Below are 15,652 nucleotides of genomic sequence, written 5' to 3'. Positions count from 1 at the left end.
GCGTCAGCCGTCGTGTTCGAGCCGGGCGAGCAGGTCGCGCTTGGCCGACATGGCGTGGGTGAAGGCCGCGACGGCGGCGGCCTCGGCGTCCCGTGCGGCGATGGCGGCGAGCAGGACGCGGTGCTGGGCCGTGGCCTCCGCCATGCGGCCGGGGCCGAAGCCCAGGCGGAGGCGCACCGTGTGCACGAAGGCGGTGCGGGCGTGGTAGACGGCGCTCGTCTGCGGGCAGGCGGCCCCTTCCTCGATCGCGCCGTGGAAGCGGTCGTTGTGGCGCAGAGCCTCGGCGGCATCGCCGCGGGCGGCGGCCTCGGCGTAGCCGGCCTCGGCGGCCTCCAAGATTGCGAGCACGGCGGGACCGGCCCGCTCCGCCGCACGGCGGGCAAGCAGGGCGTGCAGGGCCCCGCGCAGGTCGTAGAGGTCGGCCAGCATCGCCGCATCCAGCACCGGGACCACGGCGCCGCGGTGCTGGCGCATCTCCACCAGGCCTTCGCCCTCCAGCCCGAGCAGTGCCTCCCGCACCGGGGAGATGGAGACGCCGTGGCGGGCGGCGATGGTGGAGAGGGTGCGGTGTTCCCCGGCGGCCCAGCCGCCCTGGAGAATTTCCGCGCGGAGCATCTCCCGCATTCGGGCGTAGGCGGGTGTTGAGGGGCCTGGGCTCTGCGGCATGATGGGCAGGCTGAAGCCGGATTTTATAAAATGCAAGATCCTGAGATTCGCGTTCTCGACGTGCCACGGGCAGGAACGGGAGAAAGTCCCGTCTGGGATGACCGCACCGGGCTGCTCTGGTGGGTCGACATCCCCGGTCCGACCCTGCACCGCACGGACCCGGCCACCGCCGCGACGCGGAGCTGGCCCCTGCCGGAGCCGGTCGGCTCCCTCGCGCTGTGCCGGGACGATTCCCTGATCCTGGCGCTTCGCTCCGGCCTGCACCGCTTCCGGCCGGAGACGGGCGAACTGACCCTGATCGCCGCCCCCGAGCCGGACCGGCCGATGAACCGGCTGAATGACGGCAAGGCGTCGCCCGAGGGACGCTTCGTCGTCGGCTCCATGGATGACCGGCCGGAGAAGGAGGCGACCGCCGGCCTGCACGTGCTGCATCAGAACGGCACGGTGACGCGGCTGCTGGACGGGCTGGTGATCTCGAACGGCCTCGCCTGGGGGCCCGATGGGCGAACCCTGTGGCACAGCGACAGCCGGGGAAGCTGCATCTGGCTGCAGAACTGGGACCGTCGCACCGGCACCATCGCCGACCGCCGCCTGGTCGCGACCCCGACCGAGGCGCAGGGCCGCCCGGACGGCGCTGCCACGGATACGGAGGGCGGCTACTGGTCCGCCGGGGTCTCCGCCGGGGTGCTGAACCGCTGGCTGCCGGACGGGACGCTGGACCGGGTGGTACGCCTGCCCGTGCAGTGGCCCACCATGCCCTGCTTCGGCGGGCCGGACCGGCGAACCTGCTTCGTCACCAGCCTCCGCAAGAGCGAGGGGGCCGGACCAGATGACGGCGCCGTTCTCGCGCTGGACCTCGGCGTCGCGGGCACGCCGGTTGGGCGCTACGCCGGGTAGGCGTGACCTCGGGGAAGGCGTTGCCTTCCCCGGACCCCATCCACCAGGGCGCGAACGCGCGCCCTGGACCCGCGTCGAGTGAAACCGCGGGGTCCGGGGGCCGCGTCCGGCCCCCGGCGGAGGGTCCGGAGGCGGCGCCTCCCGGCGCCACGCAGGGAAGGATTCCTGAATCAATCCCGTGGTGTGGCGTGCGGGCCAGCACCTTGGCGTGGTATCCTCATGCGTCACCTCAACCGGCTTCTTGCCGCCACGGGATTCCATGCCGCGCGCCATCGCAGACCGCAGCCCCGCTGTCCCGGCCGGCGCCGTCCGCCGATTCGCCTCCCCCGCCGTCCGGGCTGAGCTGCGGCGGCGGGGGGCGCAGATGCTCGGGCTGCTGCTCGGGCTGGTCGGCCTCGCGGTCGTCGTCGCCCTGGCCAGCTACAACCCGGCGGACCCCTCCCTCTCCACCGCCACGGCCCGGACCCCGACGAACCTGGCCGGACCCTTCGGCGCCCTCGTGTCCGACATCCTGTTGCAGGGCTTCGGATGGGCCGCGCTCCTCCCTGCCGCCTGCCTGCTGAGCTGGGCGCTCCGCCTGTCCACCCATCGTGGCCTGGCGCCCTTCGCCGGGCGGGTGGCGGCGCTGCTGGCGGGATTGCCGCTGCTGGCCGCCGCGCTGTCCGTGGCCCCGCTGCCCTCCCCGGCGGCCGGGATCGGGTCCGGCGGCGCCATGGGGCCGATCATCCATGGCGCGCTGGAGGAAACCGCGCGCAGCCTCTTCGGGCCGTTCGGGACCATGGCCGTGGGCTCGGCCATCGCCGGTCTCGCGGCCGTGGCGGTCGTGCTCGCGCTCGCGGTGCCGCTCTCCTCCTGGCGGAAGGCCGGTGGGGTGGCGGCGCGGGGCGGCACCGGGCTGGCCGGCCGCCTGTTCCGCCGCCGTCCGCCGCGCCCGGTCGTGGAAGGGCGCCCGGCCCGCCGCGGGCTCGCCGCGCGGCTGCTGCTCGGCCCGCCGCGCGTCATCGCCGGGATGATGTTCGGCCGCCGGGCGGAGCCCTCGCCTCAGCTTTCCGAACTGCTGCGCGCGGCCGATGCGGCCGCGGAGGCGCCCGCGCGTCCCGCGCCGAAGCTCCGCGTGCCGGAGGCGGTGCCCCGGCGCGAGGAGTTGCCCGAGCAGGAGGAGAGCCGCCCGACGCCGCGCGCCGCCGAGCCGCCCCGGATCGCCGAGCGCGTCACCCCTCCGCGCCGGCCGAAGCCGTCCGAGCAGCCGGTGCTCGACCTGCGGGATGGGCCGGGCTTCAAGCGCCCGCCCCTGTCGCTGCTGGCCCCCGCGCCGGCGCGGCGGGAATCCGGTCCCTCCGAGGACACGCTGCAGGGGAATGCGCGCCTGCTGGAGACGGTGCTGGACGACTACGGCGTGCGCGGACAGATCCGCGACATCCGCCCGGGACCCGTCGTCACGCTTTATGAGCTCGAGCCGGCGCCGGGCACGAAGTCCGCCCGCGTCATCGGCCTGGCCGACGACATCGCGCGCTCCATGTCCGTGCTGGCGGTCCGCATCGCCACCGTCCCCGGTCGCAACGTCATCGGCATCGAGTTGCCGAACGCGAAGCGGGAGATGGTCTACTTCTCCGAGATGATGGAAGCGCCCGACTGGTCGAAGAACTCGGGCAAGCTGCCGCTGGCGCTCGGCAAGGATATCGGCGGCGCGCCCGTCGTCGCGGACCTCGCGCGCATGCCGCACCTGCTGATCGCGGGCACCACCGGATCGGGCAAGTCGGTCGGGATCAACACGATGATCCTGTCCCTGCTCTACCGCTTCAGCCCGGACGAGTGCCGCTTCATCATGATCGACCCGAAGATGCTGGAGCTGTCGGTCTATGATCGCATCCCGCATCTCCTGGCCCCGGTGGTGACGGAGCCCCCGAAGGCGATCGGCGCGCTGAAGTGGACGGTGCGGGAGATGGAGCGCCGCTACCGCGCCATGTCCCAGCTCGGCGTCCGCAACATCGGCGGCTACAACGAGAAGGTGGCGGCCGCCGCCGCGCGTGGGGAGCAGCTCACTCGCCGCGTGCAGACCGGCTTCGACCCCGAGACGGGCAAGCCGGTGTTCGAGGAGCAGCCGCTCGCCCTCCAGCCCCTGCCGATGATCGTCGTCGTCATCGACGAGATGGCGGACCTGATGATCGTCGCGGGCAAGGAGATCGAGGCGGCGGTGCAGCGCCTGGCGCAGATGGCCCGCGCCGCCGGCATCCACGTCATCATGGCCACGCAGCGCCCGTCCGTGGACGTCATCACCGGCACGATCAAGGCGAACTTCCCGACCCGCATCTCCTTCGCCGTCACCTCCAAGATCGACAGCCGCACCATCCTGGGGGAACAGGGGGCGGAGCAGCTGCTCGGCCAGGGCGACATGCTGCACATGGCCGGCGGCGGCCGCGTGGCGCGCGTCCACGGCCCGTTTGTCTCGGACGAGGAGGTGGAGCGCGTGGTCGAGTTCCTGCGCGAGCAGGGCGAGCCCGCCTATGTCGAGGAGGTCACGGAGGTCGAAGAGGACGGCGAGGGCGGTGGCCCGATGCCGGGCCTGGGCGGCGATTCCGGGGAGAAGGGTCTCTACGAGCAGGCCGTGGCCCTCGTCAGCCGGGAGGGTAAGGCGAGCACCTCCTTCGTCCAGCGCCACCTCAACATCGGCTACAACCGCGCCGCCAAGCTCATCGAGCAGATGGAGAAGGACGGCATCGTCGGTCCCGCCAACCACGTGGGCAAGCGCGAGGTCCTGGCACGCAGCACCGCCGATGATTGAGCGGCACGTCTTCGCGCCCTCCGGCAACATCCCGAACGCCGCGCTGCCGCTCCTGGCCTGGCGCGGCGCCCTGCCGCCGGATGCGCGAGCCATCACCGCGCACTTCGCCCGCCACGGCTGGCTCAATGCCTGGACGAACGGGATCTTCGACTTTCACCACTTCCACAGCATCGCGCACGAGGCGCTGGGCATCGCGCGCGGCACGGCCTGGGTGCGCTTCGGCGGCCCGGGCGGGGCGACCCTCGTCCTGCGCGCCGGCGACGCGCTGGTGATCCCGGCCGGCGTCGGCCATTGCCGCAACTGGGCCAGCCCCGATCTCCTCGTCGTCGGGGCCTACCCCGGCGGCGCCGACTACGACATCCGCCGCGGCGCGGCCGAGGAGCGGGAGGAGGTCGCGGCCAATCTCGCCGCCGTGCCGCCGCCCGCCGGCGATCCCGTCACGGGGGCGCCCCTGCCGGGCTGGCCGCCCGGATAACAAGCGCGACACGGGCGACAATCCCCGGGTTGCGCCCCGCGGCCCACGGCGTTCCCTTGCGGACCGAGACCCGGAGGGAACACCTGCGATGCGCCGCGCGATCCTGACCCTTGCCCTGACGGCGGCCGTGGCCAGCCCAGCCCTGGCGCAGTCCCGCCCCCAGAACCTCCAGCCCACCCGCGACGTCGCCGTGACCTATCGCATGGTCGGCCCGCAGGCCGGCGCGCCCGGCACGCCCGGGGAGCTCGGCATCGCCGTCCTGGCGGCGGAGGGGAGGATGCGCGTGGACCTGCCGCCCATGGCGCCGGGCATGGTCATGTGGGGCCTGACGGACATGCGGACCGGCCAGACCTCCGTGGTGATGGAATCCATGCGGATGGTGATGCCGAACGCGGCCGGCGCCGACGTCGCCAAGGCGCTCCGCATGGCCGAGGGCGCCCGCATGACCCGCACCGGCAACGCCACTTATGCCGGGCAGGCCTGCACGAACTGGCGCTTCGAGAACGGCAACGACCGCGGCACCGCCTGCCTGACCGACGATGGCGTGATGCTCCGCGCCGCCAACGACGCCGGCCAGGGCATGGAGGCGACCCGCGTGGAATACGCCCGCCAGGACCCCGCGCGCTTCCGCGTGCCCGAAGGGTACCGGACCATGTCCATGGAGGACATGATGCGCTCCATGGGCGGGCCGGGCGGCGCGGGCGGGCTGCCGCCGTCGCAGCCGCGGCGGTGAGGCAAGGCCGGGGGAAGGTTTTCCCCCGGACCCCCATTTATTTTTTCAAGGCTGCCGCGGATCGGGGCACCACGGTCGCGCGGTGGGTTAGGCTGCGATCTCGACCATGACGGGGACGTGGTCGCTGGTCTGCACCCAGTCCCGGGCGTCTTTCAGCACGGCATGTCGCACCAGCCGGCCGGCCAGGTCCGGGCTGACCCACACATGGTCCAGCCGGCGGCCGCGATCCGCGGCGCGCCAGTCCTTCGCGCGGTAGGACCACCACGTGTAGAGCTTCTGGTCATCCGGCACGAAGTGGCGCAGCGCGTCGTGCCATTCGCCGGAGGCCCGCCACTTGCCGAAGGCTTCCACCTCCACCGGCGTGTGGGACACCACGTCGAGAAGCTGCCTGTGGCTCCAGACGTCATGCTCCAGCGGCGCGACGTTCAGGTCGCCCACCAGCACGGCGCGCTGCGCGGCGCCGCGGGCCGCGGTCCAGGCCGTCACCTCCGCCAGGAAGTCGAGCTTGTGCGCGAATTTCGGATTCACCGCCCGGTCGGGGATGTCACCGCCGGCGGGCACGTAGAAGTTGTGCACCTCGATCGGGCCGCCCGGCGCGTCCACGGTCACCCCGAGGTGCCGGCAGTCGCCCTTGCCGCACCAGTCCGGGCCTTCTTCCGGCAGCACCGCGATGGGACGGCGGGACAGCACGGCGACGCCGTTATAGCCCTTCATTCCCTTGATCAGGCGGTGCGGGAAGCCGAGCGCGTCCAGCGCCTCGTGCGGGAAGTGCTCGTCCGGGCACTTCGTCTCCTGCAGGCAGAGCACGTCGGGATCCATCGCGTCGATGATCCCGCGCACCAGCCCTGACCGGAGCCGGACGGAGTTGATATTCCAGGTGACGACGCGCAGCGGGGCGCGTCCTTCCACCACGGCCGGCGCGCCGGACGGCGCGCGCGGCTGCTTCTTCGGCACCGCGATGCCTTCAGACGATGCGGACCCGCACCCCCGGCAGGCCCTCGATGCTGCCCTCCAGCAGGTCGCCCTTCTGCACGGCGGCCACCCCCTCGGGCGTGCCGGTCATGATCAGATCGCCGGGCGCCAGGCGCACGAGGCGGGAGAGGTTCGCGATCACCTCCGGCACCGACCAGATGAGCTTCGACAGATCGGAGGTCTGGCGGACCTTGCCGTTCACCAGCAGCTCGATCTTGCCCTTGGAGGGATCGAAGTTCCCGGCCGGCACCAGTTCGCCCATCGGGGCGGAGTGGTCGAAGCCCTTGCCCATGTCCCAGGGGCGGCCGGTCTTCTTCGCCTCGTTCTGGAGGTCGCGGCGGGTCATATCCAGGCCGGAGCAGTAGCCCCAGACATGGTTGAGCGCGTCCGCCTCGGCGATGTCGACCCCGCCCACGCCGATCGCCACGATCAGCTCCATCTCGTGGTGCAGGTCCTTGGTGGACGCCGGGTAGGGCATGTCCGCGCCGCCGGTCACCACGGCATCGGCCGGCTTGGTGAAGTAGAAGGGCGGCTCGCGGTCCGGATCGCTGCCCATCTCCCGCGCGTGCTCGGCGTAGTTGCGGCCGACGCAGAAGATGCGGCGCACGGGGAAGAGCCCGCCACCGCGCACCGGAAGGGCGGCGACAGAGGGCGGGGCGATCACGTAATCGGCCATGAATGGCTCCCGGAGGATCTCGGACGGGGCCGGGTATAGGGCCGCCGGGAGGGCCGGGCCAGCGGGCGGTGCCGAAATAAATGACGCCCGGTGAGGGGGGTCACCGGGCGTCGGTACTCTATCCGATCGGAAGTCTTAGTGTGGTCGGGTGAGCCGGCAGGGGATACCGGAGCACCACCAACCTCGCGGCTGGTGTTGGAAGATTACCAATATCCACAGGCGGATTGCAAAGACTAGTTCGTCAGCTTTCGCCAAAACCCCCGTAAAACGCCATCACGGATACGTCATTCCGCCGCCAAAGACAAAGCTTCCCGGCTCCGGCGTGCTGCAAAATCCGTCGCGGCCTCTCCGAAGCGCTCAAAAATGCGCCGGGAGAGGGGATCCCGGTCCCAATCATACTCTGGATGCCACTGCACGCCGACCGCGAACCCTGCCGCGCCGACCACGCTCGCCGCCTCCACCGTGCCGTCGGGAGCCCAGGCCTCGGGCCGCAGCCGCGGGGCGGGGCGGGCGACGCCCTGGTTGTGGAGCGAGTTCACGGGCACCGACGCCGGGTCATAGGGCAGTCCGGCCCAGACCCGCGCAAGCCCGCTGCCCGGGGCCACCCGGACCGGATGGGCCTTGCCGGTCTTCACCAGGGCGATCGTCTGGTCCGAGGGCGTGGAGTGGTCCATCCGCCCGTCCAGGTCCTGGATGCGCTGGTCCAGCGTGCCGCCGAGGGCGACGTTCAGCTCCTGGAAGCCGCGGCAGATCGCGAGCACCGGCACGCCCTGGTCCAGCGCGGCGCGGATCAGCGGCAAGGTGGTGGAATCGCGCGCCAAGTCTTCCGGCGTGCCCTCCGCATGGGCCGGACCGTCGTAATAAACCGGGCAGACATTCGAGCGGCTGCCGGTGAGGAGCAGGCCATCGAGCCGCGACAGCAGCTCCGACGCGACCGCGTCGCCGGCGGCCGGCAGCAACACCGGCATTCCTCCGGCCGGGCCCAGCACCACCCGCACGTAGTGATCGGATGCCGCATGGTTGGGCATGCCGGCGGGACCGAAAGGCTTCACACAGCAGGAGATGCCGATGAGAGGTCGCATGACAGGGATGTGACGCCGACGGGGTGGCAGGATCAAGGCAGGAGCGCTGCAAATTTCCGGCCACCGCCCCGCGAGGATTGCGCGTGTGCTCCGTCCACCGCACCGCACACCGGCTGCGCGGCATGACCGTCATCGCGACAGGGGCCGATCCGGGCGGCTAGTTGGCGCTCCCCGTCGCCCCGGTGCTGCCGCTTCCGCCGCCGCGCGTCTCGTTGTCCAGGAAGCGGGGGTCGTTGAACTCGAAGGCGGCGCGGTTGAGCCTGACACCCGTCTCGATGGCCGAGAGGGTGACGCGTGTGGTGCGCCGCTGGGCGTCCACCACCACCCACTGGCGCAGCTCGATCGGATCCTCGGCGAAGACGAGGGTGAGCTGGCCTTCGGCCGGCGCCTCGGTCCGGTGCAGCGTGACCCGCAGGAAGCCCTGCTGCCGCTCCACGCGCGTCACGGTGACGTCGCCCGACAGGCGCATGTTCTCCCGCAGCAGGAAGGAGAGCGGGGTGGAGGAGATCGGCACGACGGACGGCTGCCGCAGCTCCCGGTCCAGGTGCATGAACTGCCCGGCATTCGCCACCAGCAGCAGCGGCTCCGGCGGGTCGTAGTCGAAGCGCATCCGGCCCGGCCGCCAGATCAGGGCGGTGCCCTGGGCGGTGGCGCCGTTCTGCGCGATCTGGATGAAGCGGGCGCGCAGCGTGGTCAGCCCGTTCAGATAGGTCTCCACCCGCCGGAGGTCCGCCGCGTCGCGGGCCGAGGGAGCCTGGGCGAGCGCGGGACCGCCCAGGGCGCCGCCGAGGAGGAGCGCGGGAAGGGTCAGGAGAAGGGGGCGTCTCTGCATGGCGCGCCATGTGGCGCGGGTCCCGCCGGGGGGAAAGGGGTGTTAACTCTTCGGTAATCTCTGCGGGGGTTTGATCCGGGCATGACGGATCTCGCGCCGCCTGACCTCGTCACAGTCCCGCAGCCGCGGTCCGAGGTCCGCATGGCCAAGCCTTCGGCCATGGTGGCGGTGATGGCGCCGCGCGGCACGGCGCGGCGGATCGCATCCTGTCTGGCCGCCCTGTCGCTCTCGGAGGGGCTGGCCGGGCTGCGCATCCGGCCGGGATCTCTCGCCGTCCTCGTCCTGTCCGCCGACGAGGGGGGCGAGACGGAGGTCGAGGCCGTGGCGCCGGACTACGGCTTTCCCCTCCGCGCCGAGCGGCATCCGGACCCTGATCCGCGTGAGGTGGCCGCCCGGGCCGCGGAGTGGGCCGCCACGCTGGGCATCCCGGACGCACCGATCCTCGTGCTGGACGCCCGCCACCGCGTCGCGCCGAACTGGGCCTATGCGGCTCTGGCGGCGATCCGGGACGGAGCCGATGTCGTCCGCGGCCGCTGCGGGCTGGGACGCCGTCTGGGCTGGGGGGCGCCATCGCCCCTGGCGGTGCGATCGGCATCGCTGATCGGCGAACCGCCCGAACGGTTAGGACACGGGGCTATCTGAGCCGCGGACCCTCGGAGACCCCCGCCCGGAGCCTCGCCCCAGCCCGCGGAGGCGGCGCCCTATTCCTGCGCCATCCCCGACAAGGGCGGTGCGTCCCGCTTCGCCCCGGGCTTCACCTCGGCCGCGGGCTTCACCCCGGCCGCGGGCTTCACCCCGGCGCCGCTCACCATCTCCGGCTTCGCGCTGGCCGTGCTGTCGCTGCTGCCCTCATGATCGCCCGCGCCGGGCTTGTACCCCGCCTCCGGCGAGATCCCCGGCCCGGAGGGGTCCCCGTTCCGGTCGCGCAGGGGATCGTGCTGGCCCACGCTGCTCGGCCGCGCCGACTTCTCGCCGCCGCCCCAGTTCTTCAGGCCGTCCGCCGTCTCGTTCGCCATGGCACCCTCCGTCGAGCAGAGGGAACGCCCGGCGCCCGGCCGGGTTCCGGCCGCCGCTATGCGGCCCGGGCCGGCTCCCCGGGACCAGGGCCGTTGCCGAGCGCGGCCAGCACCGCCCCGCGCAGCCCGTCCAGCTTGCGCTCGTTCTCGACCTTCAGCCCGAACAGGTCCTTCACGTAGAAGACGTCCACCGCCCGCACGCCGTAGGTCGTGACATGGGCGGACGCGATCTGCACCCCCTGGTTCGAGATCGCGGCGGTCACGTCGTGCAGCAGGCCCGGACGGTCGCGGCCGTTCACCTCGATGACGGTGTGGGTGTTGCTCGCGTGGTTGTCGATCACGACGCGGGGCGGAATGGTCACGGCCCGCAGCCGAGCGGGCTCCCGCTTCACCTTGCGGATCTCGTCCGCCAGGCGCAGCCGGCCGGACAGCGCCTGCTCGATCAGCACGGAGAGCCGCGCGAGGCGGTGCGGTGCGTCCAGCGCGCCCCCGGCCGCGTCCTGCACCCAGAACGTGTCCAGCGCCATGCCGTTCGTCATGGTGTGGATGCGCGCATCCACGATGGAGGCCCCGGCGATCGCCAGCGCCCCCGCGATGCGGGAGAAGAGCCCCGGATGGTCCGCGGCATAGACCGTGACCTCCGTCACGGCGCGGGCCTCCAGCACCTCCGTCCGCACGGTCAGCGGGGCCTTCGTGCACTCCGCCTCCCGGATCAGGGCGGCGTGGCGGGCATGCGTCTCGGGATCGAAGGACAGCCAGTAGCCGGGATAGCCGAGCGAGAGGAAGCGCTCGACCTCCTTCTCCGGCCGCCCGACCAGCATGGCCGCCGCCGCCTCCCGCGCGCGGGCGACGCGCACGTCGCGCTCCGGCACGGACAGGCCGCCGGCCAGCACCTCGGCCACGCGCCAGTAGAGCTCCCGCAGCAGGGTCGCCTTCCAGCCGTTCCAGACCTTCGGCCCGACCGCTCGCATGTCGCAGACCGTCAGCACCAGCAGCAGCCGCAGCCGCTCCGGCGACTGCACCGTCTCGGCCAGGTCGAGGATCGTCTTCGGGTCGTCGATGTCCCGCTTGAAGGCGGTCTGGCTGACCAGGAGGTGGTTCAGCACGAGCCAGGAGACCGTCTCGGACTCCTCGGGCGAAAGGCCCAGCCGGGGGCAGAGCGCCTGCGCGATCCCGGCGCCGAGCTCCGAATGGTCGCCGCCCCGCCCCTTGGCGATGTCGTGCAGCAGCACCGCGACATAGAGCGCCCGCCGCGATTGCAGCTGCCCCACCAGCTCGGAGGCCACGGGGGCCACGCTGTCCAGCTCGCCCTTCTCCAGCCCGTTCAGCACGCCGATCGCCTCGATCGTGTGCTCCTCCACGGTGAAGACGTGGTAGGTGTCGAACTGCATCAGCCCGACGATCCGCGCCCAGTCCGGGATGAAGCGGGACAGCACCCCCGCCTCGTTCAGCGCGCGGATCCAGCGGGCGGATTGCTTGCCGGTCAGGATGTCGAGGAAAAGCGCGTTGGCCGCCGGCGTCGCGCGCAGCCGCCCGATGTAGCGGGCGTTGCGGATCAGGGCGCGCAGCGCCAGGGGATGCGGCTCCAGGCCGCGGTCCCGCACCGCCTGGATCAGCCGGAACATCACGGCGGGGTCGGCGGCGATGTCGAAGGTCGGCGCGAAGAGCACCTTTCCGTCCGCGATGGTCAGCCCGGCGGCGGCCAGGGCCTTGTCTGGCGTCGCCTGGAGGGCGGGCGGGCCGAGCGCCGCGCGCTCGATCGCCGGCTCCAGCAGCCGCTTCAGCCGCACCACCTCCCGCGCCGTCAGGAAGAGGTGCTTCATGAAGCGCTCGACGCCGTCCTGCTTGCCATGGCGGGTGTAGCCCATGCGGGCGCCGACCACGGGCTGCAGGTCGAAGGTCAGGCGCTCCTCGGCGCGGCCGGTGACGTAGTGAAGGTGGAAGCGCACGGTCCACAGGAAGGACCAGGCGCGGCGGAAGGCCCGGGCCTCCTGTGCCGTGAGAAGGCCGCCCCCCGGGCTCTCGGGCCCGACGATCTGCCACATCTTGTCCACGTCGAAGGCGTACTTCACCAGCCAGTACATCGTCTGGAGGTCGCGCAGCCCGCCGCGCCCCTCCTTGATGTGCGGCTCCACCAGATAGGGGGAATCGCCGTAGCGCGCGTGGCGCTGACCCCGCTCGATCTGCTTCGCGTGGAGGAACTGGGCCATGCCCCACTCCTTCCGCGCCGCGGCGAAGGCCGTGTCGAAGTGCGCGAAGACGCCGGCATCCCCGTCCAGGAAGCGGGAGTCGAGCAGCGCGGTCTGCACCGTCGTGTCGGACCGCGCATCCTCCAGGCACTCGGGGATGGAGCGGGTGGCGTGCCCGACCTTCACCCCGAGATCCCACAGGAGGTAGAGCATGAACTCCACTGTCCGCCGCCCCGCCTGGTCCAGCGGCGCATCCGAGACGAAGAGCAGGTCGATGTCGGAGAAGGGCGCCAGCACCCCGCGCCCGTAGCCGCCGGTGGCCGCCAGCGCGAAGGGAGTCCGCGCATCCTCCCCCATCATCGCCAGGCTGTAGCGGTGGATGGCCCGGATCAGCCCGTCCATCTCCCCGGCCAGGGCCCGGGCGGCCACCAGCCCGGCCAGCTTCTCGCTCTCGAACCGCGCCTGCATCCCGCCCTGGAGGCGCCCGAGATGGCGTCGCAGCAGTCCCAGCGCCATGTCGCGCGAAGGGGGCGGGCTGGCGGCCAGCGCGGCCAGTTCGCCGTGGGGGTGGGGCGCGGTCGTCAGGGTCGGTGCTTCGGCAGCGCCGAGGCCGGGGTTGTTCATTTAACCGAAGATAATCATGCGCGCTGCGCTGCAACAGGCTCGTCATGCGCTCCCAGGAGCGATTTCAGACGATACAACGCTTCCAGCGCCTCTCGCGGGGCGAGGCTGTCCGGATCGACCCCTTCCAGCGCGTCCCGCAGAGGGTCTTGGGCTGGGGCCGCTGCCGCCGCGGGTCGCGTGGCCGGGGCGGCGAAGAGGGGCAACTCGCCCGATAAAGGGTCGAGGCCCCGCGCCCTCTCCTCGAGCGAGTGCAGCACCACCTCGGCTCGCGCGACCACCTCCCGCGGGACGCCGGCGAGCCGGGCCACGTGCAGCCCCCAGGACCGCTCCGAGGTCCCCGGGCCGACCAGGTGCTGGAACACCACCGCCCCCCGGTGCTCCCGCACCTTCATGGTGGCCGGCGCCACCTCCGGCAGCTTGCCGGCCAGGGCGGTCAGCTCGTGGAAATGGGTGGCGAAGAGGGTGCGGGGCCGCAGCCGGTCGTGCAGCGCCTCCAGCACCGCCCAGGCGATGGCGAGCCCGTCCCAGGTGGCGGTGCCCCGCCCCACCTCGTCCAGCACGACGAAGGAGCGGGGGCCGGCGCCGTTCAGCACCGCCGCCGTCTCGCTCATCTCCACCATGAAGGTGGAGCGGCCGCCGGCGATGTCGTCCGCCGTGCCCACGCGGGAGAAGAGCCGGTCCACCAGGCCGATCCGTGCGGATTCCGCCGGCACGAAGAGCCCGGCCTGGGCGAGCACCACCATCAGCGCGTTCTGCCGGAGATAGGTGGACTTGCCCGCCATGTTCGGTCCGGTCAGCAGGCAGACCCGCCGGCCCGGCGAGAGATCGGCGTCGTTCGGCACGAAGGCCGGGCCGCGATTCCGGCGCAGCGCCGCCTCCACCACGGGGTGACGGCCCTGGACGACGCAGAATTCCGGCCGGTCCGGCATGTCGGGCCGGCACCAGCCGCCGCCCGCGGCCATCTCGGCCGACCCGGCATGGACGTCCAGCTCCGCCATCGCCTCGGCGGCGGCGGCGATTCCGGGGGCCGCGTCGAGGCAGAGCTTGCGGAGGTGCCTGATCACCGCGGCCTCCCGCCGGGACGCCTCGTCCCGGGCCTGGGAGAGCTTGCGGTCGAGCTCCGACAGCGCGCCGCAGGTGAAGCGGTGGGCATTGGCCATGCTCTGCCGGTGGATCGGCGCCATCGGGCCGGGGGCGGGCTTCTCCCGCAGCAGCTTCTCCCCGGCCGCCGCCGGGACCTCGGCGAGGAAGCCGAGCTGCTGGTGATGCCGGATCTTCAGGCTGGCCACGCCCCAGGCCTGGGCGAGGTCCATCTGGAGCGCCAGGATCGCGCCCCGCGCGTCGTCCCGCAGGCGGCGCAGCGCGTCCAGTTCCCCGTCATAGCCGAGGCCGACCGCGCCGCCATCCTCGAACCGGGCCGGCAGCTCGGCGGCCAGAGCCCGCGCCAGTTCCGCCCGGGGGGAGTTCTCCGGCACCAGCGACCGGGCGGCGTCGCTCAGCAGCCGCGGCACGGGCGGCGTGCCGGCCGCGTTGGCGAGGGCGGCCCGCATCGCCTCGGCCCGGGACAGCCCGTCCCGCAGGGCCGCGAGGTCCCGGGGGAAGAACCGCTCCACCGAGAGGCGGCCCAGCGCGCGGGCCATGTCCGGCGCGCCCTTCAGCGCATCCCGCAGGTCGCGCCGCACGGTGTCGGCGGACAGCAGGAACCCCACCGCATCATGCCGCGCCGCGATCGGCGCGGCATCGGCGAGCGGCGTGCCCAGCCGGGCGGCCAGCTCCCGCGCCCCCGCCGCCGTCAGCGTCCGGTCCACCGCGGCCAGGAGACAGTCCTTCCCGCCCCGCTCTGCCTTCAGGATCTCCAGGGAGCGGCGGGTGGCCGCGTCCATCCGCAGCGTCCCCTCGCCCCCGCGCGGCTCCGGCGGGGCGAGGCGGGGCAGGGTGCCGGCCCCGGCGGCGCGGACATAGTCCAGCGCCATGGCGAGTGCCCCTGCCTCGCCCTCCGTGAAGGAGCCGAAGGCGGCGAGGCTCGCCACGCCCCAAGCCTCGGCGGCGCGGCGCTCGGCGTCGCGGGGCGGCGTCGCCTCCCGCACCACGCCCCCCAGCGGCGTCAGCGCGTCCCCGGCCGCGAGGGCGGGCGGCGCCAGCACCTCCGCCGGTTCCAGGCGGGAGAGCAGGGCGCCGAGTTCGGCGGCCGGCAGGCTCTCCGTGCAGGCGCTGCCGGTGGAGACGTCCAGCCAGGCCGCGCCCACCCGGTCCCCGCCTTCCGGTGCCAGGGCCAGGAGCCAGGAGGGGCGGGCGCCGTCCAGCAGCGCGTCCTCGGTCACCGTGGCGGGGGTGACGATCCGCACCACCTCCCGCCGCACGGCGGAGGCCTTGCGGGCCTTGGCCTGCTCCGGCGTTTCCATCTGCTCGCAGACCGCGACGCGGAAGCCGCGGCGGATCAGGCGGGCGAGGTAGGATTCCATCGCGTGCGCCGGCACGCCCGCCATCGGAACGGGCTGCCCGCCATGCTCCCCCCGGTGGGAGACGGCGAGTCCCAGCACGTCCGCCGAGGTGTGCGCGTCGTCGAAGAACATCTCGAAGAAGTCGCCCATCCGGAAGAAGACGAGCGCGTCCGGATGCGCCGCCTTCGCCGCGAACCACTGCGCCATCGCGGGCGTCGCGCCCTCGGCCGAGGGAGGGGAGGGAAGGGTCATCCCGAATCCTGTAGG

General features: G+C 72.9%; 13 protein-coding genes. 5 read left to right on the top strand and 8 right to left on the bottom strand.

Going from position 1 to position 15,652, the window contains the following annotated elements; translation table 11 throughout:
• Window positions 1-3: 3 nt before the first annotated feature.
• Window positions 4-624 carry a GntR family transcriptional regulator gene (locus tag ACP6CK_RS17950; RefSeq protein ID WP_426959941.1) on the bottom strand — a complete coding sequence of 207 codons (621 nt, stop codon included), beginning with the start codon at window positions 622-624 and terminating at the stop codon, window positions 4-6.
• Window positions 625-696: 72 nt separating this feature from the next.
• Between ACP6CK_RS17950 and ACP6CK_RS17945 the strand changes: the two genes are divergently transcribed.
• The 4 genes from ACP6CK_RS17945 (at window position 697) to ACP6CK_RS17930 (ending at window position 5,553) form a co-directional block, all read left to right on the top strand.
• Window positions 697-1,563, top strand: a complete 867-nt coding sequence (locus tag ACP6CK_RS17945; protein ID WP_426954668.1) for an SMP-30/gluconolactonase/LRE family protein — start codon at window positions 697-699, stop codon at window positions 1,561-1,563.
• A gap of 259 nt (window positions 1,564-1,822) precedes the next feature.
• Complete coding sequence (locus ACP6CK_RS17940) at window positions 1,823-4,345, top strand: DNA translocase FtsK 4TM domain-containing protein (RefSeq protein WP_426954667.1); 2,523 nt, start codon at window positions 1,823-1,825, stop codon at window positions 4,343-4,345.
• Window positions 4,338-4,820, top strand: coding sequence for a cupin (locus ACP6CK_RS17935; RefSeq protein ID WP_426954666.1), 483 nt, complete (start codon window positions 4,338-4,340; stop codon window positions 4,818-4,820). Before ACP6CK_RS17940 ends, ACP6CK_RS17935 begins: the two co-directional genes overlap by 8 nt.
• An 88-nt stretch (window positions 4,821-4,908) precedes the next feature.
• The gene (locus ACP6CK_RS17930) at window positions 4,909-5,553 is read left to right on the top strand and encodes a hypothetical protein (RefSeq protein ID WP_426959995.1); all 645 of its coding nucleotides are present in this window, start codon (window positions 4,909-4,911) and stop codon (window positions 5,551-5,553) included.
• Between the two features lie 87 nt (window positions 5,554-5,640).
• On the opposite strand, the gene ACP6CK_RS17925 is transcribed toward ACP6CK_RS17930, so the two are convergent.
• The 4 genes from ACP6CK_RS17925 to ACP6CK_RS17910 form a co-directional block, all read right to left on the bottom strand.
• A complete protein-coding gene (locus tag ACP6CK_RS17925) occupies window positions 5,641-6,444 on the bottom strand; it encodes an exodeoxyribonuclease III (protein ID WP_426959939.1) in 804 nt (267 codons plus the stop codon).
• A gap of 73 nt (window positions 6,445-6,517) precedes the next feature.
• Window positions 6,518-7,201 (bottom strand): fumarylacetoacetate hydrolase family protein, encoded by a 684-nt coding sequence (locus ACP6CK_RS17920; RefSeq protein ID WP_426954665.1) that lies wholly within the window; start codon window positions 7,199-7,201, stop codon window positions 6,518-6,520.
• A gap of 284 nt (window positions 7,202-7,485) precedes the next feature.
• Complete coding sequence (locus tag ACP6CK_RS17915; RefSeq protein WP_426954664.1) at window positions 7,486-8,283, bottom strand: gamma-glutamyl-gamma-aminobutyrate hydrolase family protein; 798 nt, start codon at window positions 8,281-8,283, stop codon at window positions 7,486-7,488.
• Window positions 8,284-8,440: 157 nt separating this feature from the next.
• Window positions 8,441-9,115: a LolA family protein gene (locus ACP6CK_RS17910; RefSeq protein WP_426954663.1), complete on the bottom strand. Its 675-nt coding sequence runs from the start codon at window positions 9,113-9,115 to the stop codon at window positions 8,441-8,443.
• 81 nt (window positions 9,116-9,196) lie between these two features.
• Here ACP6CK_RS17910 and ACP6CK_RS17905 point away from each other — a divergent pair, with 81 nt between their 5' ends.
• Complete coding sequence (locus ACP6CK_RS17905; protein ID WP_426954662.1) at window positions 9,197-9,757, top strand: hypothetical protein; 561 nt, start codon at window positions 9,197-9,199, stop codon at window positions 9,755-9,757.
• Between the two features lie 59 nt (window positions 9,758-9,816).
• On the opposite strand, the gene ACP6CK_RS17900 is transcribed toward ACP6CK_RS17905, so the two are convergent.
• From ACP6CK_RS17900 to mutS, 3 genes are read right to left on the bottom strand one after another with little or no spacing between them, the layout of a single operon-like run.
• Complete coding sequence (locus tag ACP6CK_RS17900; protein WP_426954661.1) at window positions 9,817-10,131, bottom strand: hypothetical protein; 315 nt, start codon at window positions 10,129-10,131, stop codon at window positions 9,817-9,819.
• 56 nt (window positions 10,132-10,187) lie between these two features.
• Window positions 10,188-12,944, bottom strand: a complete 2,757-nt coding sequence (locus tag ACP6CK_RS17895) for a [protein-PII] uridylyltransferase (RefSeq protein ID WP_426954660.1) — start codon at window positions 12,942-12,944, stop codon at window positions 10,188-10,190.
• Between the two features lie 14 nt (window positions 12,945-12,958).
• A complete protein-coding gene (gene mutS / locus ACP6CK_RS17890) occupies window positions 12,959-15,637 on the bottom strand; it encodes a DNA mismatch repair protein MutS (protein WP_426954659.1) in 2,679 nt (892 codons plus the stop codon).
• Window positions 15,638-15,652: the final 15 nt, after the last annotated feature.

Source organism: Muricoccus radiodurans, from assembly GCF_050154705.1.
GTDB classification, from domain to species: domain Bacteria; phylum Pseudomonadota; class Alphaproteobacteria; order Acetobacterales; family Acetobacteraceae; genus Roseomonas; species Roseomonas radiodurans.
This window is presented reverse-complemented; position numbering and strand designations above follow the sequence as displayed.

Excerpts from the sequence above, each read along its gene's own strand:
- ACP6CK_RS17950 (WP_426959941.1), bottom strand. The coding sequence starts at position 624 with ATGCGGGAGATGCTCCGCGCGGAAATTCTCCAGGGCGGCTGGGCCGCC.
- ACP6CK_RS17945 (WP_426954668.1), top strand. The coding sequence starts at position 697 with ATGCAAGATCCTGAGATTCGCGTTCTCGACGTGCCACGGGCAGGAACG.
- ACP6CK_RS17940 (WP_426954667.1), top strand. The coding sequence starts at position 1,823 with ATGCCGCGCGCCATCGCAGACCGCAGCCCCGCTGTCCCGGCCGGCGCC.
- ACP6CK_RS17935 (WP_426954666.1), top strand. The coding sequence starts at position 4,338 with ATGATTGAGCGGCACGTCTTCGCGCCCTCCGGCAACATCCCGAACGCC.
- ACP6CK_RS17930 (WP_426959995.1), top strand. The coding sequence starts at position 4,909 with ATGCGCCGCGCGATCCTGACCCTTGCCCTGACGGCGGCCGTGGCCAGC.
- ACP6CK_RS17920 (WP_426954665.1), bottom strand. The coding sequence starts at position 7,201 with ATGGCCGATTACGTGATCGCCCCGCCCTCTGTCGCCGCCCTTCCGGTG.
- ACP6CK_RS17915 (WP_426954664.1), bottom strand. The coding sequence starts at position 8,283 with ATGCGACCTCTCATCGGCATCTCCTGCTGTGTGAAGCCTTTCGGTCCC.
- ACP6CK_RS17910 (WP_426954663.1), bottom strand. The coding sequence starts at position 9,115 with ATGCAGAGACGCCCCCTTCTCCTGACCCTTCCCGCGCTCCTCCTCGGC.
- ACP6CK_RS17905 (WP_426954662.1), top strand. The coding sequence starts at position 9,197 with ATGACGGATCTCGCGCCGCCTGACCTCGTCACAGTCCCGCAGCCGCGG.
- ACP6CK_RS17900 (WP_426954661.1), bottom strand. The coding sequence starts at position 10,131 with ATGGCGAACGAGACGGCGGACGGCCTGAAGAACTGGGGCGGCGGCGAG.
- ACP6CK_RS17895 (WP_426954660.1), bottom strand. The coding sequence starts at position 12,944 with ATGAACAACCCCGGCCTCGGCGCTGCCGAAGCACCGACCCTGACGACC.
- mutS (WP_426954659.1), bottom strand. The coding sequence starts at position 15,637 with ATGACCCTTCCCTCCCCTCCCTCGGCCGAGGGCGCGACGCCCGCGATG.